This is a genomic window from Streptomyces lydicus (assembly GCF_000717345.1).
In the GTDB taxonomy this organism is placed as follows: domain Bacteria; phylum Actinomycetota; class Actinomycetes; order Streptomycetales; family Streptomycetaceae; genus Streptomyces; species Streptomyces lydicus.
On record NZ_JNZA01000043.1, the window covers coordinates 99,544 to 116,118 of the forward strand.

The 16,575-nt window shown below is 69.5% G+C and carries 15 protein-coding genes and 4 pseudogenes; 11 read left to right on the forward strand and 8 right to left on the reverse strand.

Features of this window, described 5'->3' with window-relative positions; all coding sequences use genetic code 11:
- Positions 1 to 163: 163 nt before the first annotated feature.
- Positions 164 to 679 carry a hypothetical protein gene (locus OO62_RS31655; RefSeq protein WP_063739077.1) on the forward strand — a complete coding sequence of 172 codons (516 nt, stop codon included), beginning with the start codon at positions 164 to 166 and terminating at the stop codon, positions 677 to 679.
- 172 nt (positions 680 to 851) lie between these two features.
- Here the strand turns inward: OO62_RS31655 and OO62_RS41810 are convergent, their stop codons facing one another.
- The 3 genes and pseudogenes from OO62_RS41810 to OO62_RS31670 form a co-directional block, all read right to left on the reverse strand.
- Positions 852 to 1,025, reverse strand: a complete 174-nt coding sequence (locus OO62_RS41810) for a hypothetical protein (RefSeq protein WP_398742480.1) — start codon at positions 1,023 to 1,025, stop codon at positions 852 to 854.
- A gap of 299 nt (positions 1,026 to 1,324) precedes the next feature.
- Positions 1,325 to 1,951: pseudogene (locus OO62_RS31665) on the reverse strand (hypothetical protein); the annotation flags it as partial.
- 41 nt (positions 1,952 to 1,992) lie between these two features.
- A complete protein-coding gene (locus tag OO62_RS31670) occupies positions 1,993 to 2,238 on the reverse strand; it encodes a hypothetical protein (RefSeq protein ID WP_033271079.1) in 246 nt (81 codons plus the stop codon).
- Between the two features lie 308 nt (positions 2,239 to 2,546).
- Between OO62_RS31670 and OO62_RS31675 the strand changes: the two genes are divergently transcribed.
- Positions 2,547 to 3,065, forward strand: a complete 519-nt coding sequence (locus OO62_RS31675) for a hypothetical protein (RefSeq protein ID WP_051733778.1) — start codon at positions 2,547 to 2,549, stop codon at positions 3,063 to 3,065.
- A 264-nt stretch (positions 3,066 to 3,329) separates the two neighbouring features.
- On the opposite strand, the gene OO62_RS31680 is transcribed toward OO62_RS31675, so the two are convergent.
- Entirely contained in the window at positions 3,330 to 3,881 is a 552-nt protein-coding gene (locus tag OO62_RS31680; RefSeq protein WP_033271080.1) for a winged helix-turn-helix domain-containing protein, read from the reverse strand.
- 115 nt (positions 3,882 to 3,996) lie between these two features.
- On the opposite strand from OO62_RS31680, the gene OO62_RS38530 reads away from it, so the two are divergent.
- From OO62_RS38530 to OO62_RS31695, 3 genes are all read left to right on the forward strand, one after another.
- Complete coding sequence (locus OO62_RS38530; protein ID WP_164993239.1) at positions 3,997 to 4,944, forward strand: DUF2218 domain-containing protein; 948 nt, start codon at positions 3,997 to 3,999, stop codon at positions 4,942 to 4,944.
- A gap of 199 nt (positions 4,945 to 5,143) precedes the next feature.
- Entirely contained in the window at positions 5,144 to 5,758 is a 615-nt protein-coding gene (locus OO62_RS31690) for a DUF1326 domain-containing protein (protein WP_033271081.1), read from the forward strand.
- Positions 5,755 to 6,513 (forward strand): DUF2182 domain-containing protein, encoded by a 759-nt coding sequence (locus OO62_RS31695; RefSeq protein ID WP_033271124.1) that lies wholly within the window; start codon positions 5,755 to 5,757, stop codon positions 6,511 to 6,513. Before OO62_RS31690 ends, OO62_RS31695 begins: the two co-directional genes overlap by 4 nt.
- A gap of 321 nt (positions 6,514 to 6,834) precedes the next feature.
- Here OO62_RS31695 and OO62_RS31700 read toward each other — a convergent pair whose 3' ends face one another.
- Positions 6,835 to 7,539, reverse strand: coding sequence for a hypothetical protein (locus OO62_RS31700; protein WP_033271082.1), 705 nt, complete (start codon positions 7,537 to 7,539; stop codon positions 6,835 to 6,837).
- Between the two features lie 457 nt (positions 7,540 to 7,996).
- A pseudogene (locus tag OO62_RS31705) lies at positions 7,997 to 8,779 on the reverse strand (alpha/beta fold hydrolase); the annotation flags it as partial.
- A gap of 148 nt (positions 8,780 to 8,927) precedes the next feature.
- Here OO62_RS31705 and OO62_RS31710 point away from each other — a divergent pair.
- From OO62_RS31710 to OO62_RS41035, 3 genes are all read left to right on the forward strand, one after another.
- Positions 8,928 to 9,479: a helix-turn-helix domain-containing protein gene (locus OO62_RS31710; protein ID WP_033271084.1), complete on the forward strand. Its 552-nt coding sequence runs from the start codon at positions 8,928 to 8,930 to the stop codon at positions 9,477 to 9,479.
- 298 nt (positions 9,480 to 9,777) lie between these two features.
- Positions 9,778 to 10,341 (forward strand): HPP family protein, encoded by a 564-nt coding sequence (locus OO62_RS41030; protein WP_033271085.1) that lies wholly within the window; start codon positions 9,778 to 9,780, stop codon positions 10,339 to 10,341.
- Positions 10,342 to 10,458: 117 nt separating this feature from the next.
- Entirely contained in the window at positions 10,459 to 11,202 is a 744-nt protein-coding gene (locus OO62_RS41035) for a DUF6333 family protein (protein WP_129322906.1), read from the forward strand.
- Positions 11,203 to 11,448: 246 nt separating this feature from the next.
- Here OO62_RS41035 and OO62_RS41040 read toward each other — a convergent pair whose 3' ends face one another.
- The gene (locus tag OO62_RS41040; RefSeq protein ID WP_051733779.1) at positions 11,449 to 11,643 is read right to left on the reverse strand and encodes an MmyB family transcriptional regulator; all 195 of its coding nucleotides are present in this window, start codon (positions 11,641 to 11,643) and stop codon (positions 11,449 to 11,451) included.
- 106 nt (positions 11,644 to 11,749) lie between these two features.
- Between OO62_RS41040 and OO62_RS40280 the strand changes: the two genes are divergently transcribed.
- The 3 genes and pseudogenes from OO62_RS40280 to OO62_RS31740 all read left to right on the forward strand — a co-directional run.
- Positions 11,750 to 12,463, forward strand: a complete 714-nt coding sequence (locus OO62_RS40280) for a DUF6333 family protein (protein WP_033271087.1) — start codon at positions 11,750 to 11,752, stop codon at positions 12,461 to 12,463.
- Positions 12,464 to 12,630: 167 nt separating this feature from the next.
- Entirely contained in the window at positions 12,631 to 14,976 is a 2,346-nt protein-coding gene (locus OO62_RS37220) for a hypothetical protein (RefSeq protein ID WP_051733780.1), read from the forward strand.
- Positions 14,977 to 15,061: 85 nt separating this feature from the next.
- Positions 15,062 to 15,847 (forward strand): annotated as a pseudogene (locus OO62_RS31740) (IS30 family transposase); the annotation flags it as partial.
- A gap of 345 nt (positions 15,848 to 16,192) precedes the next feature.
- On the opposite strand, the pseudogene OO62_RS39220 reads toward OO62_RS31740, so the two are convergent.
- Positions 16,193 to 16,282: pseudogene (locus tag OO62_RS39220) on the reverse strand (telomere-protecting terminal protein Tpg); the annotation flags it as partial.
- Positions 16,283 to 16,575 lie beyond the last annotated feature (293 nt).

Here is a 16,575-nt window from a genome sequence, read left to right on the forward strand (position 1 = left end):
GGCATGAGTATGCAATAGGTGGGTGGGCTGTGTCGGAGGCCCCCTTGCGAGGCGCAGCGGGCGGCCTCGTAGTCCCTTCAGTCATGACTCCTCGACCGACACCGAGGCAGTAGTGGCGCGCGTACTGTCAAGGCAGACAACACCGGCGCAGTCTGGGGTGGGGATGCGGGACCAGAACATCGAGGCAGGCCGACTCCAGGTGCGCACCGGTGCCGAACCTCCCGACCCGGCGGAGGCTGGGAGCACCGCGGCGCGAGAGGCTGAGCTGCGCACCGCCCTCGACGGCATCCGCACCATCCGGCGCCTCACCAACAGCGGACCCGACCCGGCTGCGCATCCCGCCGCGTGGGAGCGTGGTCGGTTGCTGCACACGGTGAGCCTGTTGCTCGAAGCCGAAGGCATCGCCCCGTCAGCCACCGGCGCGGACGGCGAGCCGGTGCGGACCGGGTACCGCACCAGCGAAGGGGAACGGCCCGGGCAGGTGCTGGTGCGCTGGGTCGGGCCGCGGGGGAGTGGCGCCCGCTACCAAGAGCAAGAGCATCTCCGGCGCTGCCAGGACGTACTGCGAGACTGGGGCTTCGAGGCGCTGGCGGTACGCGGCCCCGGCCGTCGCCACCACGTGGAAGTGGAAGCGGGCCGCGACGGAAAGGCTGCGCAGGGCCCTGGCGCTGGTGGGTAGTTCCTCGGCATTGCTCGGCTTCGCTTGGCTTCGCTTGGCTTCGCTTGGCTTCGCTTGGCTTCGCTCCGGTGTGGTGAGTCCCTGCGCGACGTAGCTGCGGGTGGGGGAGTCTCCGACAGCGGTGGGCGAGCGTCGCCCCAGCCGTGTGACGCCTGAAGTGAGCGGGTGCACGTCACCCACTCGGAAAGGCCGCTTCGGTCTGTCGGGTGCGCCACTCCTCCACGACGTCCTGCTGGCGCCGGGCCCGTTCGAGGAGGTCGTCGAGCAGTTGCGGGTCCAGGCGCTTCTCGGTGGCGGTGAGCCGGCGGAGGGTCTGCCATCCGGCTGCCTCCACCGCCACTCTCATGAGAGCGCCGTATCGCGGGTGGTCCGCACCAGATGATGGGCCCGCTCCACCCCCGCGGTGGCGCCGGCCAGGTGGTCGTTGAGGTAGATGCCCAGCAGGTCCAGGCCCGTGCCGCGGGTGCCTTCGGCCTGAGCTGCGCCGGAGCGAGGCCGGTCGATCCTCCCGTGCCACCTACGCGGGCCAGGCGCCAGGAGGCGGGACCGCCACCGGCGCGCACGGCTGCGGGTACCCGCCCCGGGCGCTTCGCCTCCCGCCCTGTCGGCACCGGGCGTGGACGGAGGCGTACGGGGTGCGGAGCCGCCCCCGCTCACCTCCACCGTGGTCGTGATGCGCACGACGCAGGGCGTCCGGGGTGTCGAACCGAACCCGAACCGTACGGGGGGCTCGACCGGCGCGAGGGGGCCGAGGTCCCGGCCCTCGTAGGTGGCGGCTGCCGCGGTGATCGGGTGCAGGTCACGGACGCCGTACCACTCGCTTCGGCCGCCGCCGCTCCCATGGGTCCGTACGTTCAACAGCAGGCGGGCGAGCGGGTCCGTCACCGCCGTCCAGGCCGGCCGGGCGGCGATCGGACCGGGGACGGCCGACAGCAGGAATCCCAGGAGGGACCGTCGGCCGAGGGTGAGCCGCAGGTCGAGCGAGCCCGCCGAAACGGTCCAGCTCCCCGCGGTGAGACCAACGCGGACGGGCGTGACCCGAACGCTGTCGAAGGTGTACGTCTCGGCGATGAAGTCGGCCGTGTGCTGCGTGGGGGCCAGCAGAAGCCGGTGTCCGTCCGGTCGTTCGAGCATCACGTCGCTGAACGGCCCGAACGGCGACCGTGCCCAGTGACCGACCACCACGCGGGTACCGGAGGCCGTACCGACGCCGGCGATCCAGCCGTCGAAGTGCAGTCGAGCGTGCCGCTGCGGCACGAACAACGGGGGCATCGCCTTTCCTCCGGCAGGGTCCGGCGCCGGGTCGGCGGGGCTCAGCCTCGGCGCAGCAGGCCGGTCTGGTGGCTCTCGTAGTGGGCGAGGGCCAGCCCGAGGCCGAAGAAGGTAGGCGCCCATTCGCCGACGAAGATGCCCCACCGGTCAGCGCGGTCCACCTCGGCGGACTTCTCGAGTTTGGCCGAGGTCGCCCAGCTGAGGAACGAAATGCCGATGGAACCCAGAGCCGCGCAGTAAGCATGCTCGCTCCGCAGTCCAGCCTCGTGCAGCTTCTTGATGATCACAGCGGTCTCCTCGGTTACGGGCGCGTCGACATCGGTCCTCAAAGGAGATCACCGCGTGGCCTGCCACGCTCCCCGTGCTGCGCCGAATGCGCGAGGTACCCGAACGCGCAGATCGATGCGGGCCACCACGTCGCTGAGGGCAAAGCCCGCAGCCCCGCCTCACCTCCGCTGCGCGATGCGCGATGTGGGGGCGAGGGCGATGGCCGCATGTCGTCGGCGTAGCTCCGGAGGATCCGTGCCGCAGGCTGCTACACCTCGTAGGCACCCGTCCCCGTGAGAAGAGCCCTTCGTCCCTGTGAGGTGGCGCCGTGTCGATCCGTTCCAGCGCTTCCCTGCCACCGCCCAGACGAGGGGAGCCGTTGCAGCGGCTGCTGTTCGGCGGGGTGTACGGCTCGGTGCTCGCCAGCGCGCTGCTGGCTGCGCTCGGTCATGACGGCCATCCGTCAGATCCCGGCTATGACGCGCTGTGGGTGGCGCTGACGGCCGTGGCGTCGGCCGCGTCGCACGGCTACGCCCATGCCATCGCGCACCGGACGGACGACGCGGCAGCGGTCACCACCAGCGCCGTACGGTCGATGCTGACCGAATGGCCGCTGGTGGTGGCGGCGCTGCCGACGATTGCCGCGTTGTCCGGTGCTTACCTGCACTGGTGGAGCGAGGAAGCGGCAGTGGACGCCGCGCTGCTCATCAATCTGGTGGCGCTGTTCGGCTGGGGTCTGTGGGCGGCCCGGGTGGCCGGTCGCACCTGGCCGGCGAGCTGTCGGGTCGGCGGGGTGGACGTGATGGTCGGGCTGTTCATCGTGTTCGCGAACGTGGTGGTCAAGTGAACGGCTCATGTGGGTGACGGCTCCGCGGCCGCCGTCTCTGCGGTCGGACGAGAGCTGCCGGGATCGCCGGGGTCCGGGCTCGTCGGAAGACCCGGACGGTCGGTGTCGGTACGGCTGTCGCCCGCTACCCCGGTGTCACCACGAGGAGCCCCGCTCGGCGACGGGCAGTGCCCAGTGTGCCGACGCGTTCGCCCGGGCGAACGAGCCGACCTCAACGGGCCGGTGCGCCGCGGCAGGTCACTAGCGGCGGGGCGTGCCCGCTGGTCAGACCGCCGTGTCGGGTGCGGGGGAGTCGCGATCCAGGGTGGGGATGTCCGCCGGGAAGAGGCTGACCAGGAGGCCGTAGGGCTCGCCCTGTGAGCTGTCGACGGTGTGCGGCTCATCGGCCTGCTCGCGCAACCGGGCGGCCAGCGCGTGGGCTTCGTCCGGGGCGAGCCAGAGGTGACGCAACACAGTGTGCTCCGCCTGCCCGGGGCGGGCCGGCAGCATCTCGCCAAGGGCCGCGTTGATCAGGAACTGGGGCCCGCCCTGGACGTCTTCGTGGAAGGTGAAGCCGTGGCTGACCAGCGCGAAGTGCTGTTCCGTGCCGCCGCGCACCTGTCGGGTTTCCGCCAGGCGGACCAGGCCGGCCTCGCGCAGCACCCGCACGTGGTAGCCCGTCGTTCCCTTGGCCATGCCCAGCGCCGTCGACAACTGGCGGAGTGTGGCCGGCCGCTGGCGCAGAACGTTCACCATGCGGTGGCGGACCGGGTGCCCGAGCGCCTTGAACTGCTCGGGCGAACTGAGCACCAGGGGCTCGGACTGAGGGTCTGACATGCCGGCAAGTGTCCATAATCCTCGACCCTTTGACAAGCGACGCCGAGCGGCAACAGAATCGGCCGCAGCCAAGCGTCGATTTTCTTCGACGCTTCCTCGTGCGGAAGGACTCGCGATGCCCATATCAACGGCGCTGGTCACCACCGACCGCTCCGCCCGCTACCTCAAACAGCTCGTCTCCCACCTGGGCCACAAAGCCACCACCCAGCTGGCCGGTGACGGCCGGGGAACCGTCCAGCTCAGTGCCGGAACCTGCGCACTCACCGCAGGCTCCGACGGACTGAGCCTGATCGCCACCGCCACGGACACCAAGGGCCTGGCCCGCGTCCAGGACGTGGTCGCCCGTCACCTGACGCGCTTCGCAACCCAGGAGGTCCTGAACGTCGACTGGAGCGAACCTGCGGCGGGGGAAGACCTGGAGATCGTCGACCCGGTGGTCGGCGACTACCTGCTGGCCCACTCCACTGCCCCCGACGACGTGCTCCAGGAGCTGGCGGTCACGACGCGGGAGGCCACCGGGCGCGCATCGACGATGCAGGTCTCCCACGACGAGGGAGCACTGCTGACGATGCTGACCCGCCTGGTGAACGCCCGGTTCGCGGTGGAGGTGGGCACCTTCACCGGCTATTCGTCCGTCTGCATCGCGCGGGGCCTGGCCGACGACGGCCGCCTGCTCACCTGCGACATCAGCGACGAGTGGACCTCGGTCGCTCGCCCGTACTGGGAGCGGGCCGGCGTTGCCGACCGGATCGAGCTGACGCTCGGCCCCGCCGTCGAGACCCTGCGAGCCCTGCCGGACGAGCCGGTCATCGACATCGCCTTCATCGACGCGGACAAGGCCAACTACCCCGCCTACTACGAGGAGATCGTGCCGCGACTGCGCCCGGGCGGTCTGGTCGTGCTGGACAACGTCTTCCTCGCCGGCCGGGTCTTCGACCCCGCCTACCACGAGGAGCACCACCTCGCGATGCGCCGACTGAACGACGCGATTGTCGGCGACGAGCGAGTGGAAGCGGTGATGCTGCCGGTGCGGGACGGGGTGACACTGGCGCGCAAGCGCTGACCACGGATGCGCAGAACAGTCCGGGTTCGCCGGTACCCACGACCCGGTCCCAGGCCGGTGACCTGCACCGGAAGCGGATCTGCGCGACGGGGCCGCCGGGAATAGCCTGGAAAGAGCCGCACCGGGGGTACCGGGACGGTACGGACGCTCCCGATGCATCCCCTCCACCGAGGGGGCGGCAAAACAGGGAGGAAGAGCCGTGCCCTGGAATATGAACGGCACGTACCTGGAGAGCTGCAACTGCGACGTGGTGTGCCCCTGCACCACCTCCGGCTTGACCGCACCGGCTGACCACGAGCGCTGCCAGGTGACCTTCGCGTTCCACGTGGACAGCGGGAAAGTGGACGGCGTGGACGTCTCCGACCGCAGCGTCGCCGTCTTCATCGACGGGCCCCGGGTGATGGCCGATGGCGGCTGGCAGGTGGCGCTGTACGTCGACGCCGCGGCGGACGACGGCCAGGCGGAGGCGCTGGGCAAGGTCTTCTCCGGCCAGGCCGGCGGCCCGATGGCGGCGCTCACTCCGCTCATCGGCGAGGTCCTCGGTGTGGAGCGCGTCCCCATCGACTACCGCGAAGAAGGCCGTCGCCACGCCGTGCGGGTGGGCGACGCCATCGACATCGAGATCGAGGACCAGATCGCCCCGCAGTTCGGCCAGGACGGCCCGATCATGGGCCTGACCGGCATGTTCCACCCGGTGAGCAGCACGCTCACGATCGCCAGGTCCACCCGGGCGACGGGCGACGGCGTCTACGGCCGGTCCTGGGACTTCAGCGGCGGCAACGGACATTCGGCGCCCTTCACGTGGTCCGCGTGACCGGTGGGCCGGTCACCGTCCGCAGCAGGGCGGGCCCCGCCGGGCTGCTGCTGGTCGTGGCGGTCGCCGCCTGGGTCTGGATGGTGATGCGCTGGGGCGGCATGCAGGCGATGCCGGGCACCATGGGCCTGGGCCTGCCCGCCTTCCTGGCCGTGTGGACGCTGATGACCGCGGCGATGATGCTGCCCGCCACGGCGCCCGTCGCGGCGCTGTACGCACGCACCCTCACCGTGCACCGGGCGCCGCGCATGGTCGTTTTCACCATCGCCTACCTGCTCGTCTGGGCCGCGGCCGGGCTGCCGGCGTACGGGCTGGCCGCCGGCCTGGGCCGGGTGGCAAGCCTTCCCGCCGCGACGGGCACCGCAGTGGCCGCGGCCGTCTTCGCGGTCAGCGGCCTCTACCAGCTCACGCCCCTCAAAGACCGCTGCCTGGCAAGGTGCCGCTCGCCGATCGGGCTGATGCTGCGCTACGCCTCGTACCCCAGGACGTCGCGCGATCTGCGTGCCGGAGCCCATCACGGGGCCTTCTGCCTGGGCTGCTGCTGGTCGCTGATGGTCCTGCTGGCGGCGTTCGGCGTGATGAATCTGTGGGCCATGGTCGCGCTGACCGCCGTGATCACCGCGGAGAAGCTCGCTCCGGCCGGCCACCTGATCGCCCGCGTCGTCGGGCTCGCCTCGCTCGCCCTGGCAGTCGCCGTCTTCTGGTTCCCGGCGCTGGCCCCGGGCCTCACCGGCGGTGGGATGGCCGGCATGTGAGAAGAGGCCGGGCCGGCCGAGACCGCCGGGGCGTGCGCGGCACGGTGCACAAGGCCCTGCGGCTGGGTGACGGCGAGGCTGAGCGTGCCCTGCGCCGCTGTCCCCGGTGGCGGCCCGAAGCGATCCAGCTCTACCAGGCCGCCTGGGCCACCCGTCCGGAGCGGAGCGCGGGCGCCCCGCACGTACCGCGAGCCGCCGCGCCACCAGGACGAGGCGGCTACCCGATGAGCACGTGCCCGTGCCGTACGAGGACGCGCCTCGTGACACGAAGCGGCGGCGCCGGGGCCGGGGAGGTGGGCTCGGCGCCGCCGGTCCAGCGGATCAGCGCTGGACGCGCGCCCGGCGCCGCATGGCCAGGGTGACTCCGCCGCCCGCGGCGAGCAGCGCCACGGCGACGCCGGTCAGCACACCGGCGTTTGATCCGGTCTCGGCGAGGTTGCCGCTGTCGGGCGTGGCCGACGCGCTGGGCTCGGCCGGCGCACCGGGCTGCGCACTGCTCGTGCCCGACTCCGACGGCGTACCGGACGCGGAGGGGTTCGCCGGGGTCGCCGAGGCGGACGCAGTGGAGCTGGGGGAGGCCGGCGCCGAGGCGGTCGCCGACGGCACGGTGCCGCCCTGGTCCGCGCAGTCCACCCAGAACACCTTGTGTTTCGCGGCGCCCTTCTCGCCGCCGAAGTTCCAGTACAGCTTGTAGTGGCCGTTCGGAAGCTTCTGGTCCTCCGTGCGGCCGTGTCCGTCCGTGTCCAAGGTGATCGTGCCGGAGTCGGCGGTCTTGTTCTTGGTGCCGGTCGGGGGCCATTCGGCAATCCGCCAGTCCACCTTCTGGAGGCCGTCAAAACCGAAGGCGTCCAGGTAGAAGGTGCAGACGTGCGGCTCGTTCTTCTTCAGCGCCTCGCCGGTTTCGGCATCGTGGATCTTGACGGTGCCGTTGTCGCCGGGTGCGTTGTGTGCGTACGCGGTCGTGGGCAACAGCAGGGTTGCCGCCAGAGCCGTGGACGCCGCGCAGGCTGAGCTGAGGGTGCGCATGGGCGTGTTCCCGCCTCAAAGTGATGGAGGTTGAGAGTGACACGTGGGGGAGAGGGAAAGATTCCAGCCACTCCCACCAGTCCGTCAAGGTCCTTCGCGTCCCATCCGCCTCATTCGGTAGCAAGTGTCCCAACAGTCGGAGATAACGATCCGACATTGACCCACGAAAGGCGCCCGGTTGGGCCCAGCGGGACGGGCCGGCGCTACGCCCGCCGCACGCGACCTGCTGACAGACGCAACAACCACCGGGCACCGCAACGAGGCCGAACGGGTGGCCGTCAGCTGGAGGCGCCCTCGTCAGCGAACTCACCAAAGCCCTGCTGGCCTGAATGTGCCGGAATCTGACTGCCTGAAGGCTCAGTGGCCCTGGTACTCCACCAGGGAAATGTTGCAGAAGTTTTCACCCTTCGGGCATATGGGTGCAGACCAGCGGAGAAGGAACGCCGCAGGGTGCCCCTCAGGCCGACCGGGAGTGCCGGTCCGGTGCCCGGTCCAGCAGCTCTCCGACCCTGTCCGCGACGATGCCCGGCTGCTCGGCCTGGATGAAGTGACCCGAGTCGACCTCTTCGAACCGTCCGTCCGGCAACGTCTCGACCCGGCGTCGCTGGTATTCGGCGATAACGGCGTGCTGCCGTTCCCGACCCTTCACAGGGCGGGATGCGGAGAGCAGGACCGTTGGACAGGACGGGAGGGCAGGCGGCTCAGCACGGAGCTGGGGGATGGCTGCGGCCACGGCTCTGAACTCCTTCCTTGTCTGTGCGATGCCGGCCGGGACGAAGTCCTCAGCGAGCATGGCCGCGTAGGTGTCCGCCGGGTAGACGCGGCGGATCTTCCCGCTGACCATGCGAGCCAGCGAGCGTGACCGGACCAGCGCCTGCGTCACGCTCATCGCACGGTCGACGTTCCTGGCGGTATGGGCGAACGTGTCGTAGACGGGAGCACTCTCCGGCGTCGGATCGAGCAGCAACAGCCCCCGTAGATGCGGTCGCAGACCCTCCGCCGCGCGCCGCGCGACCAGCCCGCCCATGCTGTGCGCGACCAGCACGAAGGGGTCGGAGACGACTGCCTCGACCATGGCGACCAGGTCGGCGGCCATGTCGTCAATGCCCAGTTGCGCCGCCGTCCGGCCGCTGAGGCCGAAGCCGGCACGGTCGTAGGTCACCAGTCGCCCTCGATCCGCCAGCAGCGGAAGCACCGGGTCCCAGCAGGTACGTCCCAGTCCCTGGCCGGCCTCAAGACCACCCGGTCCGCCCCTCTGCCGGACTCCTCGACATAGACGGACCGGCCGTTCACCTGCACCGCCTGCCCCACTGCCTGGCGCATGTTCCCCTCCCGCACCTCTACGTTTTCAACTTCGATAACGGTATCGCATGTGAAAGAGTAGCGTCATGGACACCATCGACCTGCTTCTCCATCCGGTGCGCCTGCGTGTGGTGCACGCACTCTCCGGCGGGCGGGTGCTGACGACCACTCAGCTGTGCGAGCGCATGCCCGAGGTGGGGAAGGTGACCGTGTACCGGCACGTCGCCCTGCTCACCGAGGCAGGCTTCCTGGAGGTCGCCGAGGAGCAGCGGGTGCGCGGCGCCGTCGAGCGGCACTACCGCCTACGTCAGGACCGCCCCGTCGTCGACGTCGACGCGGCCGCCTCGATGTCTCTGGACGATCACCGCCGGGGCTTCGCCGCCGCCATGGCTGTGCTGATCGCAGAGTTCAACGCCTACCTCGACCGCGACGGCGCCGACCCGGTCGCCGACGCGGTCTCCTACCGCCAGGGCACGCTCTGGCTCAACCCGGACGAACTCAACGAGATGAACCACAAGTTGCTCACGGTTCTGGGACCCCTGCTCGCCAACCAGCCGGAGCCGGGCCGCGCACCGTACCTGCTCAGCCGCATCTTCTTCCCGGCCGAGCAGCCGCCCCCTGACGAGGCCCGACCGTAGACTCATGGACCACTTCTTTTTCTGCGGCGGGTCGGACGTGCACCGTGCACGCGCCCGCACCTGCCCGGCGGCTGTACCGAGGCGCCCAGCGAGGGGCGGGTTCTCTGTGCCGCTCACCCCCCTGTCCGGGGCCGTGAGCAGGGAAGATATGGTGGAGAACGGACTGCGCAGGCCCTACCGGGGCACAGGCGCAAGGTCAAGAACCACTGTTGATCACAGAGGTGTGCTCCCGCAGCAACGACCGTTCCTTCTCCTGTCGTCCTGCCGGCCGTGAGCCGCTTGCCCCAGAAACCTCACCGTGAGCACCGATTTCGCGCTGCGCCCGCAGCCTGCCCCTGCCCCCGATTCGCCCCGGCCACCGAAGCGGTCCGGCCGGACCTCCGCCCGACCCCCGGCCCGGCCCACCGCGGGCGCGGCCCTCCACAGCATCATTGCGGCCACAGCGGTTCTCCTCGGGCTCGTCGCGATCGGCACGGTGATCCACGAGCCGGTCTTGATACCGCCGCTGGCCGCCAGCGCAGCCCTCGTGCACAGTGCCCCCTCCCAGCCTCTGGCCCAGCCAAGGAGTCTCGTCGTGGGGCATCTGCTCGGTGCTGCGGTCGGGTACGGCGTCCTCGCCCTGGCGCACAGCAGCCCCTGGGCCGCCGCGGTGGCGGGCGGCGTCACACTCGCCGCGACGATGGCTGCCCGCACCCCCCACTCGCCGGCCTGTGCCACCGCTGTCGTCGTCGTGCTCCAGACCCCGGCTCCCGGCCGGTTCGTGCCGCTGCTGCTCGGCGCCACCGTGCTCCTCGCCCTGACCGGCTTCGCCGCCTCCCGCGTACGCCGCGGGACACCGAGGTACCCCGTGTACTGGTGGTGACCCCGCCGCTGGGAACGCGCCGTTCTGCCCAGTTGCCGCACGAGGCGGGACGATATGACGCCGCGTCAGGGTCCGGGACTCGCCCCGCTGTCAGTGGTTGCCGTTACGGTGCCGTTCATGACCGAGCTCTCCTTTTGGACGCACCCGGCCGAGACGGCCGTTCGCAGTTCGAACTCCGATGAATACGTCATCACCGTCCTGGACCCGCCGCTGCCCGCGAGCACCGCCGAGTTGCCGGCTCACGATCGCGAGCGGGCGCGCGCGTTCGCCGAAGCCTTCCCTACCGTCGACGCGGTGCTGGAAGAGCTTTCTCCCTTGCCGGCGTCGGAGGCTCTGTACGCGGAGACGCTCTCGGACCTGGATCTGATCGCGGTGGGCTGCTGGGGCAATGTGACCTGCATATCCGATCCGGCTCTCGCTACTTACGACGCCGGCATGACGCCGGTCCTCCAGGAGGTCACGGCCCTCCACGAGCGCTACCCCAAGGCTCTGATCGTCGGTTCGGCGTCGCCGGATTTCGGTGAGACGCACACGGAGGACGTGATCTGTCTTCCCGGGGGTCTGACGCTCTTCGCTGCCGGCTTTCCCGCTTACCCGACGCCGTGGGACGTCGACGGTGACCCCCACGCCCTCCTGAAGGCTCTCGACATCGATCCGGCCGAGCTGACCGATGAAGAGCGGGAAGACCTTCAGCTGGATGAGGCACCCCACGTCACCAACTGGGGGATGCTGGGCGGGCTGGTCCTGGACCGCTGCGGTCGCAGGTACCGGCCCGGGCTTGAGTGGTCCGTCTTCCGCGTCCGCCACACCGAGGATTACACCTCGGTGATGGAGGAGATGTGGATGTGGACGGCGTACTAGGAACGACGATGACCTGGCTGAAGCCGCCCTCCAGGTAGCCACCACGAGGGGCTTGGCTCAGCGCAGTTGGTCGGTGGGCTCGGTCGCCCGAGGCTGGGCCTGCCAGGCTCGTGAGGAGTCTGAGGCGGTCTTCGGAGGTGCGGCCGGGCTCGGCGGTGTAGAAGGTCAGGTCGTGCGCCGCCCGGTGGGACACCGGCAGGTCCAGGGACTGGTAGTTCAGCTCCGGGCGGCCGACCGCGGGGTGCTTTAGCCGCCCGGGTCGAGGAAGTGGTAGCGGGCGATGTTGGCGCAGCCGTGGCTGTCGGTGGTGTCGCTGGCGAACATCGGGGCGTGCAGGGCTCTGGCCAGCGGATTGGTGGCGACGACGACGTCCATGCGGCCGTTGCGTACGAAGGCCGCGGACAGCGTGACCGAGTCGAGGTGACCGAGTCGAACAGCCACTGGACAGGGTCGGGGACCTCGACGTTCTTTCGGCGGGACGGCGTGCGCTGGGCGGGCGCGGGCCAGGTCGTCCCCGCCGCGGGCCGGGCCACTACCGTGGGCGGCTATGACCGACAACAGCATCTGGGACTGTCCCCCCGAGGCCCCCGTACTCCGCACTGGGGCGTTCCGCCTGACCATGATCGAGCGGCCCTTTCCCGGCCCCGCCGGCTCTCTGCCTCCCCACGACCACGCCCGAGCGCGCGACATCGCCGCCGGCCTCACCACCGTCGAGGAGATCACCGCCGGGCCGGAACCCCGCCACGACAGCGACGAGTTCCCGCACGAGACCCGGGCCGATCTCGAACAGCTCCGGGTCGGCTGCTGGGGACCGGTTACCGAGATCACGGATGCGGCCTTCGCTCACCGCGGTGAATTCACCCCCTTGGCCGACCACGCCGAGGCCCTGGCCAAGCTGCATCCGAACGCGGCCCTCATCGGATCCGTCACCGTCGACTTCTCCATCCGCTACCGGGCCTTCCTCTTCCGTCACCCCGACGGGACCCAGCTGTGGGCCGATGGATGGGCCGGTGAAGACCCCTGGACCGTCATCGGAAACGTCCACGACACCATCGACGCCTTCGCCGTCCACAACGCCCTGGAAGACGTCGACTTCAACGCTGCCGCCGAACCCCACGTCATGGCCTGGAGCGAGCTGGAAGACGCCCTCCTGCGCACCCTCATGCCCGTCAGGAGGCACGGACGGATGCTGTCCGACTTCCGCGTGACGCGCCCGCGCGAGGTGGCCATCCACCTGGAAGAGACCTGGCTCGAAGAGTAACGATCAGACGACGACGGCTTGTTGGCCGAAACGATCGCCAAAATCAAACACCTCTCAGGCGGCCGCACTCTAGGGTTGACGCGTCGCCGGCGCCGCATCCTTTCCAGGCGATCTCGGAAGCCCCACGCGGCGCTTTCTGGCACGGGCTTCTCAGGGGGAGAGACAACGTGACCATCCCGATACGGTCGACCGGCCGCTTACTGCGCCTGCGAGGGCGCCTCGCGCTCGCCATCGGCGCAGCAGCCGCCGTCACCTTCACCGGCCTTCCCGGACTCCACATCGACGAGGCCGAGGCCGCGCCCAAACCGAAGCGCTGTGACGAGAAGTACCTCGGGCACAGCTACGGCACCACGCCGGCCAACTCCGGTCCGCCGCTCAACGGCGACTACGACCCGTACCCGACGGACGAGAACTACACCTACGTCAACCCCGCCAGGGACTTCGACGGCGTCCTCGCACCTACTCAGGCGCAGCTCAACAAGGCCGGCACCGACTACAAGTCGTGGCAAAAGCAGTTCGAGAAGACCGGCAAGCCCGAGTACCGGGTCATGGAGATGTACGCCCGCTATCAGCGCCAGTACAACTCGCCCACCGGCTACAAGGAGTGGAACCGGTGGATGGACATCCGCTGGCTGGCGCCCCACGGAAGCCCGCCCCGCGGCGACGCGTTCATGGCCCGCATGGTCAAGAAGTACAACATGATCGGCCCGGACTGGTGGTGTGAGGACACCCTCGAGTACACCGACGAGAAGGGCGAAACGCAGAAGAGGCGCGTGGATGCCCGCAACCGCGTCGAAGGCCGCAACGTCGAGATCAAGTCGAACGGCCACGTCGAAGACGACCAGATGACGGCCGACCGGCAACTTGCCAAGCAGCGCCCGAAGGACAAGTTCCAGTACCTGACCGGCGCGGCCACGGACAAGCCGAGCAAGGACAAGATCGAAGCCTTCAACAAAGACCTGAAGGCGGCACGCCACACCCGCGAGCCTCAGGCCGGCATCGTCGAACGCCGCTCCAACGCGATCGAGCGCCCGCGGAATCCGAACAACTACACCAAGTACGACCCGCGCTTCAACGCCGACCCGCTCAAGGCCGGGCGCTCCCCGATCATGGACCAGGCGCTGCGCTCGGGAAAGACTCCCGAGGAAGCCTTCCGCATCCAGAAGCAGTACCAGGCCAGCAACCGCGGCGGTTACTTCATGCGCGGCCCCGGCGGCATCGACTTCTCCACGATGCAGCTCAACTACGTCTCCACGCCGGTCAAGGGCCAGGGGATGAAGTACTCGATGAAGGCGGACTATGCCAAGGACCCGGACACCAAGCCCGGATACGGCGGCGAAGCCCGGCTCAACCTGGCCAACGACGCCTTCTTCACCTGGCTGGCTCTGACCCCGGACAAGTTCTGGGTCAACCTCAATCCGATCCGACCGGACCTCATCCTGGACAAGGAGTTCGCCAAGACCGACGCCGGCCGCATCCTGCTCGCATCAGATCTGACCCTCAAGCACGACTACGCCGACGCGATGAACCCCGACAAGTACGAGCGCGGGGAACGCTTCTGGCAGGCCGCTCCCCGCACCGCGGAGGGGCAGCCCTGCCTGCCCATCATCCGCCAGTGGATCACCCCCAAGCCCGCCACCGTCCGCGAGCAGGACGGCGGCATCTACATCCTCGACGCACCTCTCAAGGTCAACATGGAGGTGCCGACCGGGCCGGACGTCCCGCCGAACACCTGCAAGATCAACGAGGCGCAGACCCGGCAGGCCGAAACCCTCATCAAGACGATGATCCGGCCCGAGCTGGAACGGCGCGTCAACAACGACCCGTCCTACGCCGACCTGCGCTACGTCTACCGCTCGCGCGTCGCGGCCGAGCACGTACGCCGCGCGGATGCCGCCCACCCCACCGACTTCCACAAGGTCATCGACAGCAACAACATCTCCAAGTGGAAGCTGCGCGCCCCGAATCAGAACTGGGACAAGAAGACCGTCTACGACAAGTACGTCCACTCGTTCAGGAACGGCGACTACAAGTTCAAGCGGACCTACGACGGCAAGGTGTGGATCCTGTCGATGGGAGGGGTCGACTTCTCCAAGGCCCCCAAGCGCAACATCACGCACACCCAGTTCAACCGTCAGCACCGCGACCTGGACAAGACCACCAAGACCTCCACGCAGGCGGAGACCACCTACCGCGGCACCGAGCAGGTCTTTTTGGGCGCGTCCGGTGAACGCGGAGGCGGCGGTGGCGAGCCCACCCCGACGCCCACGCCGACGGACAGCGGCAAGCCCACGCCGTCGCACAGCCCGTCGACTCCGGCGCCGGACCCGTCCACACCCGGCGGCGACCACAGTCAGCCGCCGGCGACGAACAACCCCGGCGGCGACCTCGCCCACACCGGAAACACCACCCCCGTGGGCCTGATCGCGGGCCTCGCCGCAGCGTTCGCCGTGGCCGGGGCGGCACTCATCTGGTGGATGCGCCGCCGCAAGCAGGAGCCGCCCACGAGCTGAGCAGAGCAGGTGGTCGTGTTCATCGTGAGAGGGCCCCACCCCCGCCTCCTCAGGTTCTAGGCAACACCCCAGTTCAAGGGGTGCGATGAAATTCGAGATCCGCAAGGAGCGGACGGGGCAGGGACGCCGGAAGCTGGTCCGTGAGCGGGAGGAATACTTCCGGCTCATGGACCAGGGCGTCAGCAGTCTGGAAGCGTGCCGGATCGTCGGAAACAACTCCCGGACCGGCAAACGATGGCGCAATGGCCGTCATGCATCGGGTGAGCGGAAGCCGATGCCTCCGATCCGTACGGAGGCACCGGCTTCCGGCCCGTCCCGGTACCTGCGTGAGGCCGACCGGATACACGTAGCGGACCGGCTGCGGGAGAAGGCCACGGTCCGCGCGATTGCCGCCGAGCTCGGCCGCAGCCCGTCCACCATCAGCCGGGAGATCCGCCGCAATCGCACGGACGGCACCCGCAGCCAGTGGCACTACCGTCCGCATGCGGCCCAGGCCCGCGCGGAGGCCCGCCGGCCCCGACCGAAGACGGGAAAGATCGCAGAGAATGCCGAGCTGCGGGACTTCATCCAGGGGCGTCTGGACAAGAAGTGGAGCCCGGAGCAGATATGCCAGGCTCTGCGGGACGTCTTTCCCGACCGGCCGGAGATGCACGTGGTCCACGAGACGGTCTACCAGGCCCTCTACCTCCAGGGCCGGGGCGAACTCCGCCGCGAGCGGGCCGCTGCCCTGCGTTCCGGTCGCGCACGCCGCAAGCCCCGTCGCCAGGCACAGCAGCGCCACCCACGCTTCTCGACTCCGATGGTCATGATCAGCGAACGCCCCTCCGAGGTGGAGGACCGGGCGGTGCCCGGCCAATGGGAGGGCGACCTTGGCTCCAGAACTACCCCCGCGGGGGCGGGGATGGCCCCATGAGCGGGGACAGTGACGATCGCGGCATGGAACTCCCCGCGCCTGCGGGAATGGTCCCCGTCGCCTGTTTCCAGGTCGCTGGTGAACTCCTGGCACGCGTGGGGATGGCCCCCTCGTCAAGTCGAATCCCAACGGCCGAACCTGCGCCGCTACCTCTTCCCCCACTGCTGGCTGCCACCAGGCATCAAGATCCGCAAACCATGCCGGCGGTATTGCTGTGCGCCTGGGCGCACTCGGTCCGGCGCAGTACGTCAGGAGTATGTCTGAGCGTTGATCTCGTACACGCGCCACGGTGGGGCGCGGCGGCTACAGCTCGAACTCGAGGTGCTCGATGTCTGTGAACCACACCTCCTCCAGGCTGCCGGCGCGGCGGCCGCCGTCCTGGAAGTACACCTCCGCCGGGCGTGCGGCTGTGCGCGCTGTGCGGCGCGGCCGCGGAACTGGACCGGGCTTGAAGGGCTTCGACTGCGGCTTCGAGCGATGGCGCGCAGGGTCAGCCGGCGGTCCGCGAGGCGATGAGCCGGTGGGTCAGCTCCACCGTCCCGAGGTACCACCAGAAGATCCAGTCCAGGAACGCTTCGTCGTAGTCGTGTGACTGAGTTCTTCAGATGGCCCGTGAGCGGTTGAGTTGGCCCGGCTGAGCGTCGTAGTCGGCCTGTGCGTGTTCAATCGTGGGTAAGTGCGTGTTT